Origin of the sequence: Cellulomonas flavigena DSM 20109 (assembly GCF_000092865.1) — a bacterium.
GTDB lineage: Bacteria > Actinomycetota > Actinomycetes > Actinomycetales > Cellulomonadaceae > Cellulomonas > Cellulomonas flavigena.
Genome location: NC_014151.1, coordinates 3,912,999 through 3,928,873, shown reverse-complemented (window position 1 = coordinate 3,928,873; position 15,875 = coordinate 3,912,999). Strand labels below are relative to the sequence as shown.

Annotated in this window: 15 protein-coding genes; 6 read left to right on the top strand and 9 right to left on the bottom strand. The window is 73.6% G+C overall.

From position 1 onward, the window contains the following. The first annotated feature begins 90 nt into the window (after positions 1-90). A complete protein-coding gene (locus CFLA_RS17800; protein WP_013118737.1) occupies positions 91-804 on the top strand; it encodes a response regulator transcription factor in 714 nt (237 codons plus the stop codon). Beyond that, positions 801-1,913: a sensor histidine kinase gene (locus tag CFLA_RS17795; protein WP_013118736.1), complete on the top strand. Its 1,113-nt coding sequence runs from the start codon at positions 801-803 to the stop codon at positions 1,911-1,913. The genes CFLA_RS17800 and CFLA_RS17795 overlap by 4 nt, the downstream gene beginning before the upstream one ends. On the opposite strand, the gene CFLA_RS20605 is transcribed toward CFLA_RS17795, so the two are convergent. The 4 genes from CFLA_RS20605 to CFLA_RS17780 are packed head-to-tail and all read right to left on the bottom strand — an operon-like array spanning position 1,894 to position 5,915. Next, complete coding sequence (locus CFLA_RS20605) at positions 1,894-2,067, bottom strand: hypothetical protein (RefSeq protein ID WP_013118735.1); 174 nt, start codon at positions 2,065-2,067, stop codon at positions 1,894-1,896. The two genes, CFLA_RS17795 and CFLA_RS20605, sit on opposite strands and share 20 nt — an antisense overlap. Positions 2,068-2,081: 14 nt before the next feature. Then, positions 2,082-3,512, bottom strand: coding sequence for a 4Fe-4S binding protein (locus CFLA_RS17790; protein WP_013118734.1), 1,431 nt, complete (start codon positions 3,510-3,512; stop codon positions 2,082-2,084). A 37-nt stretch (positions 3,513-3,549) separates the two neighbouring features. After that, positions 3,550-5,016 (bottom strand): YVTN family beta-propeller repeat protein, encoded by a 1,467-nt coding sequence (locus CFLA_RS21135; protein WP_013118733.1) that lies wholly within the window; start codon positions 5,014-5,016, stop codon positions 3,550-3,552. Positions 5,017-5,024: 8 nt separating this feature from the next. Next, on the bottom strand, positions 5,025-5,915 hold the full coding sequence (locus CFLA_RS17780) for a F510_1955 family glycosylhydrolase (protein ID WP_013118732.1): 891 nt from the start codon (positions 5,913-5,915) through the stop codon (positions 5,025-5,027). A gap of 482 nt (positions 5,916-6,397) precedes the next feature. Here CFLA_RS17780 and CFLA_RS17775 point away from each other — a divergent pair, with 482 nt between their 5' ends. Together CFLA_RS17775 and CFLA_RS17770 are read left to right on the top strand one after the other, a co-directional pair. Beyond that, entirely contained in the window at positions 6,398-7,816 is a 1,419-nt protein-coding gene (locus CFLA_RS17775; RefSeq protein ID WP_013118731.1) for a glycoside hydrolase family 10 protein, read from the top strand. 184 nt (positions 7,817-8,000) lie between these two features. Beyond that, complete coding sequence (locus CFLA_RS17770) at positions 8,001-8,453, top strand: ScoMcrA-related endonuclease (RefSeq protein WP_013118730.1); 453 nt, start codon at positions 8,001-8,003, stop codon at positions 8,451-8,453. Positions 8,454-8,511: 58 nt separating this feature from the next. On the opposite strand, the gene CFLA_RS17765 is transcribed toward CFLA_RS17770, so the two are convergent. Next, positions 8,512-9,513: a LacI family DNA-binding transcriptional regulator gene (locus CFLA_RS17765; RefSeq protein WP_013118729.1), complete on the bottom strand. Its 1,002-nt coding sequence runs from the start codon at positions 9,511-9,513 to the stop codon at positions 8,512-8,514. Between the two features lie 220 nt (positions 9,514-9,733). Between CFLA_RS17765 and CFLA_RS17760 the strand changes: the two genes are divergently transcribed. Together CFLA_RS17760 and CFLA_RS17755 are read left to right on the top strand one after the other, a co-directional pair. Continuing rightward, positions 9,734-11,263 (top strand): alpha-N-arabinofuranosidase, encoded by a 1,530-nt coding sequence (locus tag CFLA_RS17760; RefSeq protein ID WP_013118728.1) that lies wholly within the window; start codon positions 9,734-9,736, stop codon positions 11,261-11,263. Beyond that, the gene (locus tag CFLA_RS17755) at positions 11,260-12,144 is read left to right on the top strand and encodes an alpha/beta fold hydrolase (protein ID WP_013118727.1); all 885 of its coding nucleotides are present in this window, start codon (positions 11,260-11,262) and stop codon (positions 12,142-12,144) included. The genes CFLA_RS17760 and CFLA_RS17755 overlap by 4 nt, the downstream gene beginning before the upstream one ends. A 63-nt stretch (positions 12,145-12,207) precedes the next feature. Here the strand turns inward: CFLA_RS17755 and CFLA_RS17750 are convergent, their stop codons facing one another. From CFLA_RS17750 to CFLA_RS17740, 4 genes are all read right to left on the bottom strand, one after another. Beyond that, positions 12,208-13,458 carry a globin domain-containing protein gene (locus tag CFLA_RS17750; protein ID WP_013118726.1) on the bottom strand — a complete coding sequence of 417 codons (1,251 nt, stop codon included), beginning with the start codon at positions 13,456-13,458 and terminating at the stop codon, positions 12,208-12,210. Positions 13,459-13,685: 227 nt separating this feature from the next. Continuing rightward, on the bottom strand, positions 13,686-13,808 hold the full coding sequence (locus tag CFLA_RS21130; protein ID WP_013118725.1) for a hypothetical protein: 123 nt from the start codon (positions 13,806-13,808) through the stop codon (positions 13,686-13,688). A 1-nt stretch (position 13,809) separates the two neighbouring features. Continuing rightward, the gene (locus CFLA_RS17745) at positions 13,810-15,141 is read right to left on the bottom strand and encodes a chymotrypsin family serine protease (protein WP_043599294.1); all 1,332 of its coding nucleotides are present in this window, start codon (positions 15,139-15,141) and stop codon (positions 13,810-13,812) included. A gap of 65 nt (positions 15,142-15,206) precedes the next feature. Then, a complete protein-coding gene (locus CFLA_RS17740) occupies positions 15,207-15,806 on the bottom strand; it encodes a VanZ family protein (RefSeq protein ID WP_013118723.1) in 600 nt (199 codons plus the stop codon). Between the last annotated feature and the right edge of the window lie 69 nt (positions 15,807-15,875).

Below are 15,875 nucleotides of genomic sequence, written 5' to 3'. Positions count from 1 at the left end.
CCGGACACGCCGTGGAGGTTCGATCAAGTTCTGATGAAGGTGCCGGCAGCGGGCCGGACCTGCGCTGCGCCGTCAGCACACAATGGGGCCGTGAGCACCTCCGGAGGACGTCGTGCGGTCGTCGTCGACGACGAGCAGGCCCTCGCACGTCTGGTCGCCGGGTACCTCGAGCGCGACGGCTTCGAGACCCACGTGTGCCACGACGGCGTCGGTGCCCTGCAGGTGCTGCGGGAGGTCGACCCCGACGTCGTCGTCCTCGACCTGGGCCTGCCCGGGCTCGACGGCGTCGAGGTGTGCCGCCAGCTGCGGACCTTCTCCGACTGCTACGTGATCATGCTGACCGCGCGTGCGGAGGAGGTCGACACGCTCATCGGCCTGTCCGTCGGTGCCGACGACTACGTCACCAAGCCGTTCAGCCCGCGCGAGCTGATGGCGCGGGTCGGGGTGCTCATGCGTCGGCCGCGCCGCACCCCGGGGCCGGCGGCGCCCGCACCGAGCGCGGCGGTGACCATCGGGTCCCTGACCGTCGACACGGACGCACGGGAGGTCCACGTCGACGGCGAGCCGGTGGCCCTGACCCGCACGGAGTTCGACGTCCTCGCCGCCCTCGCCGCACGTCCGGGCGTCGTGCTCAGCCGGCGCGCGCTCATCGAGGCGGTGTGGGGCGCGGGGTGGGTGGGCGACGAGCACCTCGTCGACGTGCACGTGCTGCACGTGCGCCAGAAGCTGGGTGACTCGGCGGAGCAGCAGCGGTTCGTCCGCACGGTCCGGGGCGTCGGCTACCGCATGGGCGCCGGACGGTGAGCGCACCGACGGCCCCTCCACGGTCGGGCCTCGCCGGGCGCCTGCTGGCCGCGATCGCGCTGGTGATGGCCGCGGGCGCGGTCACGGCGTGGGCGGTCGCGTCCCTGGTGGGCCCGGCCGTGTTCCACGAGCACATGCTGCGTGCGGGGCTCAGCGACCACGACGAGGCCGTGCTGCACGCGGAGGAGGCGTTCCGGTCGGCCAGCTCGCTGGCCCTCGGCTTCGCGCTCGCGGCCGCGGCCGCGGCGTCCCTCGCCGTGTCGCTCGTCCTCACGCGGCGGATCGGCCGGTCGCTGGCCGTGCTCTCGTCGGCCGCGTCGAGCCTCGGCGGGGGTCGCTACGACTCCCGCGTGCCACCCCCGCAGATGGGCCGGGAGTTCGACGACCTCGCGGACGCGTTCAACAGCATGGCGGCCCGCCTGCAGGAGGGGGAGCGGCTGCGCGGTCGGCTGCTCGCCGACGTCGCGCACGAGATCCGCACACCCGTCGCCACCCTCACCGCGTACCTGGAGGCCATCGAGGACGGGGTGCAGGACCTCGGCGCGGAGACGGTCGCGCTGCTGCGGGACCAGGCCTCGCGCCTGACGCGGTTGTCGGACGACCTGACCGCGGTGACGCGTGCCGAGAGCGGCGACCTGGCGCTGGACCGCGAGCACGTCGCCCCCGGGGACCTGGTCGCGGCGGCCGTGGCCGCGTCGCGCGAGCGGGCGGCCGAGCGCGGTGTGGACCTGCGGGAGGACTCGTCGGCGTCGCTCCCCGAGGTCCTCGTGGACCGGCTGCGCCTCGCCCAGGTCCTCGACAACCTCGTGACGAACGCCCTGCGGCACACGCCGCCCGGTGGCACGGTCACGGTGGGCGCGGCGTCGGCCGGGCGGGACGTGACGCTCACCGTGCGGGACACCGGGGAGGGCATCGCGGCGGAGGACCTGCCGCACGTCTTCGAGCGCTTCTACCGGGCGGACACGGCCCGCGACCGTGCGCACGGGGGGTCGGGCATCGGCCTGGCCATCTGCCTGGCACTCGTCCACGCGCACGGCGGCACCCTCAGCGCGGCGAGCCCCGGGCCCGGTGCCGGCAGCACGTTCACGGTCACGCTGCCGACCGGTTGACCAGGGGGTCGGCGGGACCCGCGGCAGCTCGCTGCGCGTCCCCCTGGCCCGGGCCGACCCCGCGGGGATGCGAGGGGAACAGCCGCGTCACGCCCCACAGCGCCACCCCGACGACCAGCAGCACGACCGCGGGGACGACCACCCAGATCGGCACGGGCTCTCCTCCCGTCACATCCGGTGGGCCATGGGCAGCAGGAACATCCACACGTTGACCGCGCCGAGCAGCGCGATGATCGCGACGTACGGGGTGAGCGTCGCGTGCCGGCGCTGGGCCGTGCGGTACCGGCGGTGCACGATGCGGCGCGCCGTGTACACCGACCCGGCGACGCCCAGTGCCAGCAGCGCGAACTGCAGCACCTGGATGGTCCCGGTGCCGACCAGGGCGACGTCGCCGCTCACACCGGCCCCGAAGACGTTGGCGACGGTGTAGTAGACCGACCCGCCCTCGGCCAGCAGGTGGAAGAGGTTGTGAGCCAGGTGACCCGCCACGTCCAACGGGATGAGGGCGTACCCGAACCGTGTGAAGTTCAGCGTCGTGCTCTCCAGGTTGCGAGCGGCGGCGACGCGTGACGCGACGGCCAGCAGCCCGACGGGCACCGAGACGGCCACGGCGAACGCGACGGTGAAGATCACGGGGTAGCTGGTGATGCCGGTGGTCGCCTCGATCCAGGCGAGCACGTCGGTCCAGACCTCGAGCATCGTGACGTTCTGGATGAGGACGATGCCCATGATCGCCATCGCGAGGTACGAGTGCTCGACCTTCGGCTTGGTGATGAACCACAGCTCGGACGTCGGCTTGCGCAGGCGGACCTGGATCGCGTCGTTGGGGCAGGACTTGATGCAGTTGGCGCACAGGTTGCAGTTGGCGCTGTCCTCCATCGTCCGCGGGAACGTGAACAGCGGGCAGCCGGCGACCTTCTCGTTGCCGTTGTAGCAGACGGCCTTCGCCTTGCAGGTCCGGCAGATCGCGCTGTCGGCGCGCAGCTCGACCATGCCGACCCGCGCGTAGTTGCCGGACAGACCGCCGAGGAAGCACAGGTACCGGCAGAACGTCCGCCGCTGGAACAGCGCACCCGACGCGATCACGGCGGTCGTCAGCAGCAGGAGCAGGACCCCCGAGCCCCACGGCGACTCGACGACACCCCACACGTGGTCCGCCCACGTGATGAGCAGGAACGACGCGTCGATGATCCAGATGCCGTAGCGCTTCAGGAAGCGCGGCACCGGTCGGTTGACGCCGACCAGCTTCTGCACCGCGTCGGACAGGGCGCCGAACGGGCACACCGCGCACCAGAACCGGCCGAGCAGCACGAACACGATCGGGACGACCGGCCACCACAGGACCCACATGAGCGCCGTGCCCGCGTTGTCGTGGGCGCGGTCCGGGCCGGCGAGCAGCTGGTACGCGACGAAGCCGAAGACCGCAGCGACGGGGATCTGGAAGACCTTCGGGTACCAGCCCGAGCGCAGCGACCGGGCGACCCACGGGATCGTCATGAGGTTGCGGCCCACCGGCGGTGGCGTCCGGTCGGGGCCCGGGTCGACGTCGGGGTCGGGGGCCCCGGCGGGGGGCGGCGGGGTGAGCGTGGGGGTCGTCATGTCGGTGTCCTGGTGGCGTGGCGGGGCGGGGCGGCGGTCAGGCCGGGGACGGGGAGCCGGCGGCGCGGGGCCGGTGCCGGGGGCGGGCGCGGTCACGCCGGCGCAGGAGCGCGGCGCCGACGAGCACGGCGCCGTTGACGGCCACGAACGTCGAGAGCACCGGCACGAGCGGGCGGGCGGGGGTGGGACCTGCGGCGCCGTGTCCGTCGTCGTGCCCGGACGCGCCTGTGCCGCCCTCGTGGTCGTCACCGTGCGCGTCGTCACCGTGCGCGTCGGCGCCGGTGTGGTCCGTGCCGGTGTGGTCCGTGCCGTCCGCGTGGTCGTCCGCGCCCGTGCCGTGGTCGTGGTCCGCGTGCGCGGCCGGGAACGTCGCGGTGGGGGCGGGGGCCGCGCCGTGGTCGTGGCCGTCACCGCCGTGACCCCGGGCGTCGGGGTCCGCGAAGTCCGGCACGGCCACCGCCGGCGCCACGGCCGGGCGCTGCACGGTGCGGGGCGTGAACGTGATGCCGTTCGGCAGGTCGCCGACCTCGACGGTCGCCGTCACCGTGCCCGTCGCCAGGTCCAGGACCGACACCGTGTCGTCGTACGTGTTGGTGACCCACGCGACCGTGCCGCCGGGGTCGACGACGACGCCGTGCGGGCCGGAGCCGGTGCGGATCGAGTCCTGCACCGTCATCGTCGCGGTGTCGATCACCGACACCGTGCTGCCCGGGGCGTCCGGGGTGCCCTGGTCGGCGGACAGCAGCCGCGACCCGTCGGGCGTCAGGTAGAGCTGGACGGGCGGCGACGGGACGGCGACGGACCGGAGCACCCGCCGTCCCGCCAGGTCGACCTCGACGACCGTCGACGACCCGGCGAGGCTCACGTACGCGAGCCGCCCGTCCGCACCGACCGCCACCTGCACGGGTGACGCGCCGACGGGGATCGTCGCGGTCCGCGTGAGGGTCACGGGGTCGACGACGTCGACGGTCCCGGCCCCCGTGGCGGCGACGACGGCCACGCTGCCGTCGGCGGACAGCCGCAGACCGTGCGGTCCGTCGCTCAGCAGGAGCGTCCCGCTGGGGGCGGGACCGGCTGCGGTGTAGCGGTGCAGGGAGTCGTCGCCGGAGCTGGTCACGTAGACGTCGGTGCCGTCCGGGGACACCACGACGTGCGCAGGGCCCGCGCCGGTCGGGGCGGCGCCGCCCAGCTCGAACGTCGTGGCGTCGAGCACGGCGACCGCCTGGTTCCCGCCGCTGACGGCCCACACCGTCGCCCCGTCCGGTGCGGCCTGCACGTTGTGCGGCGACGGGACGCCCGCCACGGTCGCGACCACCTCGGCCGTCGCGGCGTCGATCGCCGTGAGCGTGCCGTCACCCTCGTCGGCCACCCACACCGTGCCGGTCACTGCCGAGGCGGGCGGTGCCGTGGAGGGCTCGGACGGGGTGCCGCTGCACGCGGCGAGGAGCAGCGCTCCCGCCGCTGCGGCGAGGCCGGCGGCGGTGCGGCGGTGGGAGGAGAGCATCGGCGGCCTCAGCCTCGGGTGAGCGGCGCGAAGCCGGCGGACAGGTCGGTCGAGTCGAGCACGGCCTCCTCGGTCACGACGACCACGCGCAGCGCGTCGCCGGTGCCGCGGCGCACGGCGAGCGCGTGCGGCGCGCCGTCGACCCGCGCGGCCTCCTGCCACGTCGTGCCCGCGTCGTCGCTGACCTGGACGGACCCGTCGGGCGTGACCCCGACGACCGTGAGGTCGTCCGCCCAGTCGACGATCTGCAGGAGCGGGGCGTCCGCGATCGGCTCCCACGTCGCGCCCGCGTCGGTGGACCGCACGGGCCCGTCCTGGTGGGTCACGACGATGGTGCTGCCGTCGGGGGACACGTCCATCGCGTACGGCGCGACCGGCGCGGGCAGGTCACGCCACGCGGTGCCGTCGTCGCTGGCCTGCAGCGCTGCGCCGTCGAACGCCACGACACCGGCCGCGGACGCCGTCAGGGCGTGGAAGTCGGACTCGCCCTGGCGGGACAGCGGGGTCCAGGTCTCGCCTCCGTCGGTGGACTCGATGAGGCCCACAGGGTTGGGGAGGTCGGTGCCGGGACCGGGGTGTCCGGACGCGTAGAAGTGCCCGGGCCCGGCGAGCGTGAACCCCATGAGGTCGATGACGGGCCCGACCTGCGTGGGTCCCGCGTCGTCGTAGCGGAAGAGACCCTCGTGCGTGGCGAGGTACACGCGGTCGTCCTGCGGGTCGATCGCGACGCCGTGGACGTGCGAGCCGGGCAGGCCGCCGCCGGTCACCGCGGCACCCGTACCGGCGGGCTGCGTGCCGGCGCCGTCCTGCGTGGTGCCGCCGGTCGTGCACGCGGCGACCAGCAGGGCGACGCCGAGGGCGGAGGCGGCAGCGGTCGTGCGCTGTCGAGCGCGCTTCATGGGGTCTCCCGGTGTCGGTCGTGCGCACCGGCAAGGTCCCGGCGGGCGGCGTGGGGCGAGCGTGGCCGCTCGTCCGCCAGCCTCCCGTTGGTGCGCCCGGCCGCCGGTTGACGTCGGGTCAAGGTTCGATGAAGCCCTCGCCTGACGCGCTCGCCGCTCGTGCCTGGCCGCCCGCGCCCGGCGGAGCCCCGGACTCCGGGGACGATGGTCCGTGGCGGTGCACGCGCTCCCACCAGGACGGTCCGACAGTTTTCGAAGTCGATGGAGGAATCGCTTGCCAAGATGGACGCGCGTCCATGACGCGAATGACCCGATTGTGTCGATCAACCTGCACGGTCGTCGCCCTCAGGAGTGCGAAATCGTTTCAAAACGGCCCGAAACTGTCGCTGCCCGGATTGTCCATTGACGCCCTTGCGTCCCGAGGTGGACCTTGCGTGCTCCGGCCCCCCGCCGGACCGTCCACCCACAGAGGAGAGGGATCGATGACGACCCCACACCACTCGCGCCGCCGTGCCCGGATCGCGGCCGTCGGCGGGCTCAGCGCCGCCGCGCTGATCGTGACGCTCGCCGTGCCGGCCCAGGCCGCGGGCAGCACGCTGCAGGCCGCCGCTGCCGAGACCAACCGGTACTTCGGCACGGCCATGGCAGGGCACTACTTCAACAACTCCGGGACGATGACGATCACCAACCGTGAGTTCAACATGATCACCGCCGAGAACGAGATGAAGATGGACGCGACGGAGCCGTCGCAGAACCAGTTCAGCTACGCGGCCGGCGACCAGATCGTCAACTGGGCCCGCCAGAACGGCAAGCAGGTCCGTGGCCACGCGCTGGCGTGGCACTCCCAGCAGCCCGGGTGGATGCAGAACATGTCCGGCACGACCCTGCGCAACGCCATGCTCAACCACGTCACGAAGGTGGCGACGTACTACAAGGGCAAGATCTACGCCTGGGACGTGGTGAACGAGGCCTACGCCGACGGCTCGTCCGGCGGGCGACGTGACTCCAACCTGCAGCGCACCGGCAACGACTGGATCGAGGCGGCGTTCCGCGCCGCTCGCGCCGCCGACCCGCAGGCCAAGCTCTGCTACAACGACTACAACACCGACAACTGGTCGCACGCCAAGACGCAGGGCGTCTACAACATGGTGCGCGACTTCAAGGCCCGCGGTGTCCCGATCGACTGCGTCGGCTTCCAGGCGCACTTCAACTCGGGCAACCCCGTGCCGTCGAACTACCACACCACGCTCGGCAACTTCGCCGCGCTGGGTGTCGACGTGCAGATCACGGAGCTCGACATCGAGGGCTCCGGCACCTCGCAGGCCGAGCAGTTCCGGGGCATCGTCCAGGCGTGCCTCTCGGTCGCCCGCTGCACCGGCATCACCGTGTGGGGCGTGAAGGACTCCGACTCGTGGCGCGCGTCGGGCACCCCGCTGCTGTTCGACGGCTCGGGCAACAAGAAGGCCGCGTACACGTACACGCTGAACGCGCTCAACGCCGGCGGCACCACCGCGACCCCGGGTGGCGGCACGTCCAGCCCGGCGCCGCAGCCGACATCGAGCCCGTCTCCCACGGCCAACCCGACGACGCCCCCGCCCACCAGCGGCACCGGCACCTGCACGGCGACGTACTCCGAGGGCCAGAAGTGGAGCGACCGCTTCAACGGCAACGTGACCGTCCGTGCCAACGGCAACATCAGCGGCTGGACGACGACCGTCACGCTGAGCTACCCGCAGTACATCACCGCGGCCTGGGGCGGCACAGCCAGCTGGCCCCAGTCCAACGTCATGGTGATGCGCGGCAACGGTGGCCTCGCCAACGGCCAGACCACGACCTTCGGGTTCACGGTCCAGCACGGCGGCAACTGGACCTGGCCGACGGTCAGCTGCACGGCCTCCTGACGCGCTGAGCCGCCGGCGGGAGCGCACACCCGCCGGCGGCCCGGTGCGACGATCGACAGCGGGCGCGGACCCACCCCTTCGGGACCGCGCCCGCTGCCGTGCGTGCGCAGCGTCACGCCGCGGGACACCACCGCAAGGGTCCTGGGCCGCCGGCGAGGTCCGGTGCGCGACGTAGGCTCGAGCCGTGGCCACCTTCTCCTCCGTAGCGCGTCAGCACGTCCTCCAGGCGATCGAGGAGTACGACCGCCGCGGCGGTGACGACTTCCTCGCGGTCTACGGGTTCGTGCCGCAGGACGCGTGGACGCTGCGCCACGAGGGTCGCGAGTACGACCTGCCGGCCGTCGTGGGGGTCGCGCACCGCTTCGCGACGGGCCGCCTCGCGACGCCGGACGACCTGGGGCACAACCTCGCCGGCGCGGCGGCGATCCTGCGCAAGCGCGGGTTCGACGTCACGCAGCCCGGGGGAGCAGCGGCGCCCGTCGCCACCCCGGTCCGCGCCAAGCGCGCGCCGACCCCGCGTCGCCAGGCAGCGCCCGCGGCCCCCCGCCGCACGGCCGAGCCGGAGCGCGTCGCGCCCGTGTGCCCCACGTGCTTCACGACGCTCGCCGGCACGGGGCGCTGCGACTACTGCGACTGACGCGACGACTGCGACTGGCCCGACGACTGCGACTGGCGCGACGACTGCGACTGACGCGTCAGCGCGTCGTGCCGCGCACCACCAGGCGCACCGGCGTGACGATGTGCTCGGCCGCGGACTCGACGCCGGACATGCGCCCCTCGAGGAGCCGCAGCGACTCCGCGACGACGAGGTCGACGCGGGGGTCGATCGTCGTGAGTCCCGGGACGAGGTGCTCGCTGACGTCGAGGTCGTCGAACCCGACCACCTGGACGTCGTCGGGCACGCGCAGCCCGCGGTCGTGCAGGCCGGCGATGACGCCGATCGCGACCTGGTCGGTGACGGCGAAGACGCCGTCGAAGTCCAGCCCCGCGTCGACGGCTGCGCGGGCCGTCGCGCGGCTCTCGGCCATGGCGAAGTGGTCGGGCGGCAGGATCAGCCGCTCGTCGGGCACGAGCCCGACCTCGGCATGCGCGTCCCGCCAGCCGGCGGTGCGCATGCCGACCATGCCGCGGTTGCCGCTCTTCGGCGTCCCGCCGACGATCGCCACGCGGCGGGCCCCGCGCTCGATGAGGTGGGCGGTGGCCAGGCGGGCGCCCTCGCGGTTGCCGAGCATGACGTGGTCCCGCTCGAGCGGCATGGGCTTCTCGCCGAGGAGCACGAGCGGCATGTCGCTGTGCAGGCGCGCTACCTCGGACTCCTTGAGCCCGACGACGGACAGCAGCACGCCGTCGTACATCTGCAGCCGCGCCTGCGAGAGCGCGCTCAGCTCGCCCTCGCGGCTGGCGCCCGTCTGCTCGACGACGAGGTGGCGGCCGGACGCCTGCAGCGCGTCGGTGACCGCGGCGGCGAGCTCGGCGAAGTACGGGTGGTCGACCCGCGGGATGGACAGCGCGATGGTGCCGCTGCGGCCGGCGCGCAGGCTGCGAGCGGTGAGGTTGACCTGGTAGCCCAGCTCCTCGACGGCCGCGAGGACGCGCTGGCGTGTCGCCTCGCTCACGCGCGGGCGGCCGTTGACGACGTTCGACACCGTCATGACCGAGACGCCGGAGGCCTTTGCGACGTCCTTCAGTGTGGGCATGACGCTCACCCTACGGACGTGCGGCCCCGCGCGGCGCAGGTTCGTGCTTGACATTCCGGATTCCGTGCCCGAAGGTCGGGGTGCGTTGCATGTAACGATAAACACGGCCTCATCGTCGAGGCTGCGCCCTGTCACAGCAGCAGCGTCACCCCCGTCTGCGAGAGCGTCGCGCCCGTCCCCGGCCCGTCGCCCCCGGTACCGACCCACGAAGGGACCGCCCGTGTCCTCCCTGACTGCCGTCATCGACCTCGACCTCCCCGGGCCGACCATCAGCCGCCACGTCTACGGGCACTTCGCCGAGCACCTCGGCCGGTGCATCTACGGCGGCTTCTGGGTGGGCGAGGACTCCGACGTCCCGAACGTGCGGGGCATCCGCACCGACGTCGTCGAGGCGCTGCGGGCGCTGCGCATCCCGAACCTGCGCTGGCCCGGTGGCTGCTTCGCGGACGACTACCACTGGCGCGACGGCGTCGGCCCGCGTGACCAGCGCCCCCGCATGGTCAACTCGCACTGGGGCGACGTGGTGGAGGACAACTCCTTCGGCACGCACGAGTTCATGGACCTGTGCGAGATGCTCGGCGCCGAGCCGTACGTCAACGGCAACGTCGGCTCCGGCACGGTGCGCGAGATGAGCGAGTGGGTCGAGTACCTGACCCGCGCGGACGACTCCCCGATGGCCGCGCTGCGCCGCGCGAACGGCCGCGACGAGCCGTGGCAGGTGCCGTACTTCGGCATCGGCAACGAGCCGTGGGGCTGCGGGGGCAACATGACGGCCGAGCACTACGCGGACCTGGCTCGGCAGTACGCGACGTACGTGCGCAACCACGGCGGCAACACCGTGTACAAGATCGCGGCCGGCGCCAACGCGGACGACTACCACTGGACCGAGGCGTTGATGAAGGTCTCGCAGAAGCTCGGCTGCGGGTGCGACCCGCGCGGCTTCTTCCAGGGCATCTCGCTGCACTACTACACGATGACCGGCGGCTGGGTCGGGTCGAAGGGCCACGCGACCCAGTTCGACACCGACGACTGGTACGCCACGATGCGCCGGGCCCGGAAGATCGAGGAGATCGTCCGCGGGCACGCCAACGTCATGGACGCGTACGACCCGGACCACCGCATCGGGCTCGTCGTCGACGAGTGGGGCACGTGGTGGGACGTCGAGGAGGGCACCAACCCCGGCTTCCTGTACCAGCAGAACACGCTGCGCGACGCGCTCGTCGCGAGCACGCACTTCGACGTCTTCCACCGGTACGCCCGCCGGATCTCCATGGCGAACATCGCGCAGACGGTCAACGTGCTGCAGGCGATGATCCTCACGGACCCCGACACCGGCGCCCTGGTGCTGACGCCGACCTACCACGTGTTCGAGATGAACACCGGCCACCACGACGCGTCGTCGCTGGCCGTGCACGTCAAGGGCGAGGTGCCGACGCGCGCGGTCGAGGGCGCGGACGTGCCGCTGCTGTCGATGTCCGCGTCGACCAAGGACGACGCGGCGCTGGTGTCGCTGTCGAACCTCGACGCGGACGCCCCGACGACGGTCGTGCTCGACCTGCGCGGCCGTGAGGTCACCGGGTTCTCGGCGCGCGTGCTGACGGCGCCGACGATCCAGACGCACAACACGCCCGACGCCCCCGACGCGGTCGCGCCCGTCGCGCACGACGGGGTCCGCCCGCACTCGCGCGGCCTCGAGGTCGACCTGCCGGCGCGGTCGTACACCACCGTGCGGCTGGAGCTGGGCGCGTGAGCGGCGAGGGGACGGGCGTGACGGAGGAGGGGTCGGGCGTGGCCGGGACGACGTGGACGAGCTGGGCCCCGCCGGGGACGGCGGGCGCCGTCGCGGACCTGCCGGCCGACGCGCGCCCGACGGACGCGTTGACGGTCCACCGCTCCGGTGACCCGGACGCGCCGACGGTCGTGCTGCTGCACGGCGTCACGGACTCGGGCACCACGTGGCCGGACCTGCTGACGCACTGGGGCGACCGGTACGACGTCCACGCGCCCGACCTGCGCGGGCACGGCTCGTCGCCGCGGTTCACGCCCGCGCAGATGGCGTATGCGCCGGAGGTGCTGGTGGCCGACGTCGTCGCGCTGCTCGACGCGCTGCCGGGTCCCGTGGCGCTGGTCGGGCACTCGCTGGGAGGCGTGACGGCCCTGCGGACGGCGCTCGTGCGCCCCGAGAAGGTCCGCGCGCTCGTCGTCGAGGACCCCGCCCGCCCGACCGGTCGACGCGCACCGGAGCCGGACTTCGTCGCGGGTCTGCTGGGGCAGACGCGCCTCGTGATCGAGGACCGAGAGGCCGAGATCGCCCGCATGCGCCGCGAGACACCGTGGAGCGAGACCGAGATCCAGGCGTGGGCGGCCACGCGTGGCGACGTCGACCAGGAGTACCTGCAGCACGGGCTGTTCCTGGGTGACGCGGCCTGGGAGGAGTCGTTCGGCGCGCTGACCGTGCCGACGCTGCTCGTCCTGCCGCCCGACGCCCCCATGGCCCCGCGGGCCGACGGCTTCGACAACCCGCTCGTGCGGACCGCCGTCGTCCCCGGCGCCGGGCACTGCGTGCGCCGCGACCAGCCGGACGCGTACCACGCGCTGGTCGACGGCTTCCTCGCGGAGCACCTGGGCTGACGACACCGAGGCCGTGAAGCGTTCGAGACGCCTGGCGTCCCGAACGCTTCACGGCCTCGCGGGTCAGGCGTGCGCGTGCGCCGCCACGGCGTCCGGCGACGCCTCCGTCGCCGCGTCCGCCTGCCACAGGTCGGGGCCGAAGACCTCGTACTGCACGTCCCGCGCGGGCACCCCGCGGGTCAGCAGCTGCTCGCGGACGGCCCGCATGAACGGGATCGGGCCGCACAGGTGGTACGTCGCACCGGCCGGCAGCTCCACCGCGTCGACGTCGAGCCACCCGGGGAACACGCCGTCGAGGCCGAGCCCGTCGCCCTCGCCGCGCTCGTACCAGGCGTACGCGCGCCCGCCCGGCAGGGCGCGGACGTCGGCGAGCACCTGGTGCCGCAGCGCGAACGACGCCTCGTCGAGGTCGGCGTGCAGCAGGGTCACGGACAGGTCGGAGCCGGCGGCGACCAGGTGGGACAGCATCCCGGCCATCGGCGTGATGCCGATGCCCGCGCTCACGAGCACCACGGGCCGCCCGGACTCGTCGAGCACCGCGTCGCCGAACGGCACCGACAGCGTGAGGCGGTCGCCGACCTGCACGGTGTCGCACAGCAGGTTCGACACCTCGCCGTCGGGGGTGTCGCCACCGCGCACGCGCTTGACGGAGAGCTGCCGGTGCTCGCCGTCGTCGGCGCGCGTCAGGCTGTACTGCCGGGGCTGGCGCGTGCCGTCGGGCAGCGTGACCAGCACCGACACGTACTGCCCGGGCAGCGACGTGCGCACCGAGCGCCGGTCCGCGCGCCGCACGACGAACGTCACGACGTCCGCCGTCTCGTCGCGCCGCTCGACGACCTCCCACTCGCGCCACACCGTCTCCGGCGTCACGCCGCGCGCGCTGTACAGGCCGCGCTCCTGGTGGATCAGCGCGTACGCCATCAGCCAGTAGACCTCGTCCCAGGCGGCCGCGACCTCGGGCGTCACGGCGTCGCCGAGCACGTCGACGATCGCCCACATGAGGTGCTCGTGGACGATCCCGTACTGGTCGGCGCGCAGGCCGAGCGACGCGTGCTTGTGGGCGACGCGGGACAGCAGCCGCTCGGGCAGCTGCTCGGGCGTCGCGACCAGCGCCTGCGCGAAGTGCGCGATCGAGCCGGCGAGCGCGAGCCGCTGCGTGCCCGACGCCTGGTTGCCGCGGTTGAACAGCCCGTCGAGCAGCTCGGGACGCTCGGTGAACATGTGGTCGTAGAAGCGCGTGGCGATCTGCTCGATGTGGGCCCCGACGGTGGGGAGCGTGGCCTCGACGACCGCGCGAGAACGGGTGGACAGCATGGTGCCCCCTTCGTGTCGCACCTCACCTGCCCCTGCAGGCCCGGCCAGGCTAGGCACACGGACGAAACGGGCGCAGGACCTAGGGCCCGTGCAGCGCCGCGACCTGCGTGTTGTCCGCCGGGGGTCCCGCGTGACGTCCCGCACGTCGCCGACGCGCCCGCCCGGGGTTGCCGTGGCGGCCGCCGGTGCCGCGCCGCGGACGTCACGGCGCGGCTCCGGTCAGCTCGTCAGACGACCGTGTCCTGGCGTGTGGCGACGTACACGACCTGCCACAGCAGGTAGCCGAGGACGATCACGAGGGGCACGACGATCGACCACAGCAGCACGCGCCGGCGGCGCCCCGGGGTCACGTCAGCCGGCCTTGATGGCGCCGCCGAAGTCGGCGGCGACGAAGCTCAGCGGCGTGAAGTAGTTGCGGCAGTTCGTCAGGCCGGCGCCCTGGTTGTTGGTCCCGCTGATGATGCCGACGCCGTTGGCGCCGCCGCTGACGGTGACGTACATGGCGCCGCCCGAGTCCCCGCCGCCGAAGCAGCTCGACACGTGCTCGGCGAACGACAGGCCGTTGTACGTCTGCCCGTTGCTGTACTTGATGGTCTGGTTCACGAGCGACACCCAGTCCGGGTTGATCTCACCGTCACCGTTGCCGTAGTACGGGCCGGAGCCGGAGGAGCGCAGGTTCGAGCCCTTCCACCCCTGCGGGAGCGACTGGCGGCCCTTGACCACGACGGACGTCGACGTGTTGTACGTCCCGGTGAAGACCCGGGCGGAGGCGCTCAGGCCCGAGCTCAGCTTCACCATCGCCAGGTCGCCGCGGCGCCCCGACGTCGTCCCGCTGGTCCCGCCCGACGTCCACGTGACGGTGCCGATGGTCGACGTGCCCCCGCTGGACAGGTAGCGGCTCACGGTGTTGCGGCTGCCGGTCGTCGAGCGGGCGCAGTGCGAGGCCGTCACCAGGTAGGTCACCGAGCTGGCGACCCACGCGAAGCCGGTCGAGCAGCCGTTGGCGCCGTTCGTGCTGCTGAAGCGCACGTTGTTGCCGCCGTAGAACGGGGAGGTGTCGTAGTAGCGGCCGGTCTCGACCGGTGCGCCGCCGTCGTAGGCGTCGAGCGGGATGACCGTGCCCTCCGGGTCCGCCGCGGCGAGCTCGGCGACGACGTCGTCGAGCCGGGCCTCGGCCACCGTGGTGTCGACGTCCGACCGCATGCCGACCACGACGCGCGACCGGCTGTAGTCCGGACCGACGCTCGCGACGGCCTGCGACACGACGCCGTCGGACAGCACGGCCTGCGACGCGGCCTCGAGGGCGACCATCGACGTGTCGACCTGTCGGATCTCGACCGCGCCGCGCACGCCGATGCGGTGCAGCTCGGCGCGGGCCTCCTGCACGGAGCGCGTCACGGTGTTGACGACCAGCTTGTTCCCGTCGACGTAGGCGCCGCCCCACTCCTCCGGGTGCGGCAGGAGCAGCTCGGCCTCGATGAGGGTGTAGTTCTCGACGGCGCGCTCGGGTGCGCCCGGCTGGGGCAGGCCCAGCTCGGCGAGCGCACGCTTGCCGTGACCGGGACCGGCGCCGTCGGCGGCCGGCGGGGCGGCGGCGGCGGGTGTCGCGGCCAGCGCGACGGCGAGGAGGGTGACAGGGACGAGGCGTCGTAGGCGCACGGAGATCTCCGGGGGAAGGCCCACCCAGGTTGGTGGGGACCTGATCGAAGCAGGTCAGCGCCCCGCGGCGAGGCGATATGCCTCAAATGTCACCTGTTCGGGCGCGGTGCAGGGCCGGCCGGTCGCGGTGCGGCGACCGAGGTGGCCGCGGCATCGCGCTCGTGACCTCGCGCACGTCGCGAGAGCGCCCACCGCGCGGCCAGCCCGACGACCGCCCCCACCGCGACCCCCGCGAGGTTGTCGACGAGGTCCTCCGAGTGGCAGATGCGTCCCAGCCCGGGCAGCGCGTACTGCACGGCCTCGACGACGAGCGGCAGCACTGCCGCGACCGTCAGCGCCCCCACCAGCCGCCGCCGCTCGCGCGGCAGTGCGGACAGCACCGCGAGCGGCACGAGCATCACCGCGTTGGCCGCGCGCTGGTCGAGCGCCAGCACGCTGTCGAGGCCCAGCGGCGTCCACGTGTCGAGCGTGCAGACGCGCTCGGTCACCGCGGCCCAGGTCGAGCGGGGCGTGAGGGTGAGCGAGGCGACGAGCCCGAGCGCAGCGACCCACGCGGCGACGCCCACCGCGGGCAGCGCCAGCCGGCGGCCCAGCGGGCGGGCCACGGCGAGCGCCACCACCGCGGTGACCAGCAGACCGGCACCGGCGTTCGGCGTCTGGCGCGCGAGCGCCTCGAACCAGGTGGGCACGTCTCTCCTCCCGTGGCCGGCCGGGCGCCGGCGGCACGACGGTACGGGCCCGGGCGCCCCCGCACCTCC

Coding starts and splice junctions, on each gene's coding strand:
- CFLA_RS17790 (WP_013118734.1), bottom strand. CDS start 3,512: ATGACGACCCCCACGCTCACCCCGCCGCCCCCCGCCGGGGCCCCCGAC.
- CFLA_RS21135 (WP_013118733.1), bottom strand. CDS start 5,016: ATGCTCTCCTCCCACCGCCGCACCGCCGCCGGCCTCGCCGCAGCGGCG.
- CFLA_RS17780 (WP_013118732.1), bottom strand. CDS start 5,915: ATGAAGCGCGCTCGACAGCGCACGACCGCTGCCGCCTCCGCCCTCGGC.
- CFLA_RS17775 (WP_013118731.1), top strand. CDS start 6,398: ATGACGACCCCACACCACTCGCGCCGCCGTGCCCGGATCGCGGCCGTC.
- CFLA_RS17765 (WP_013118729.1), bottom strand. CDS start 9,513: ATGCCCACACTGAAGGACGTCGCAAAGGCCTCCGGCGTCTCGGTCATG.
- CFLA_RS17750 (WP_013118726.1), bottom strand. CDS start 13,458: ATGCTGTCCACCCGTTCTCGCGCGGTCGTCGAGGCCACGCTCCCCACC.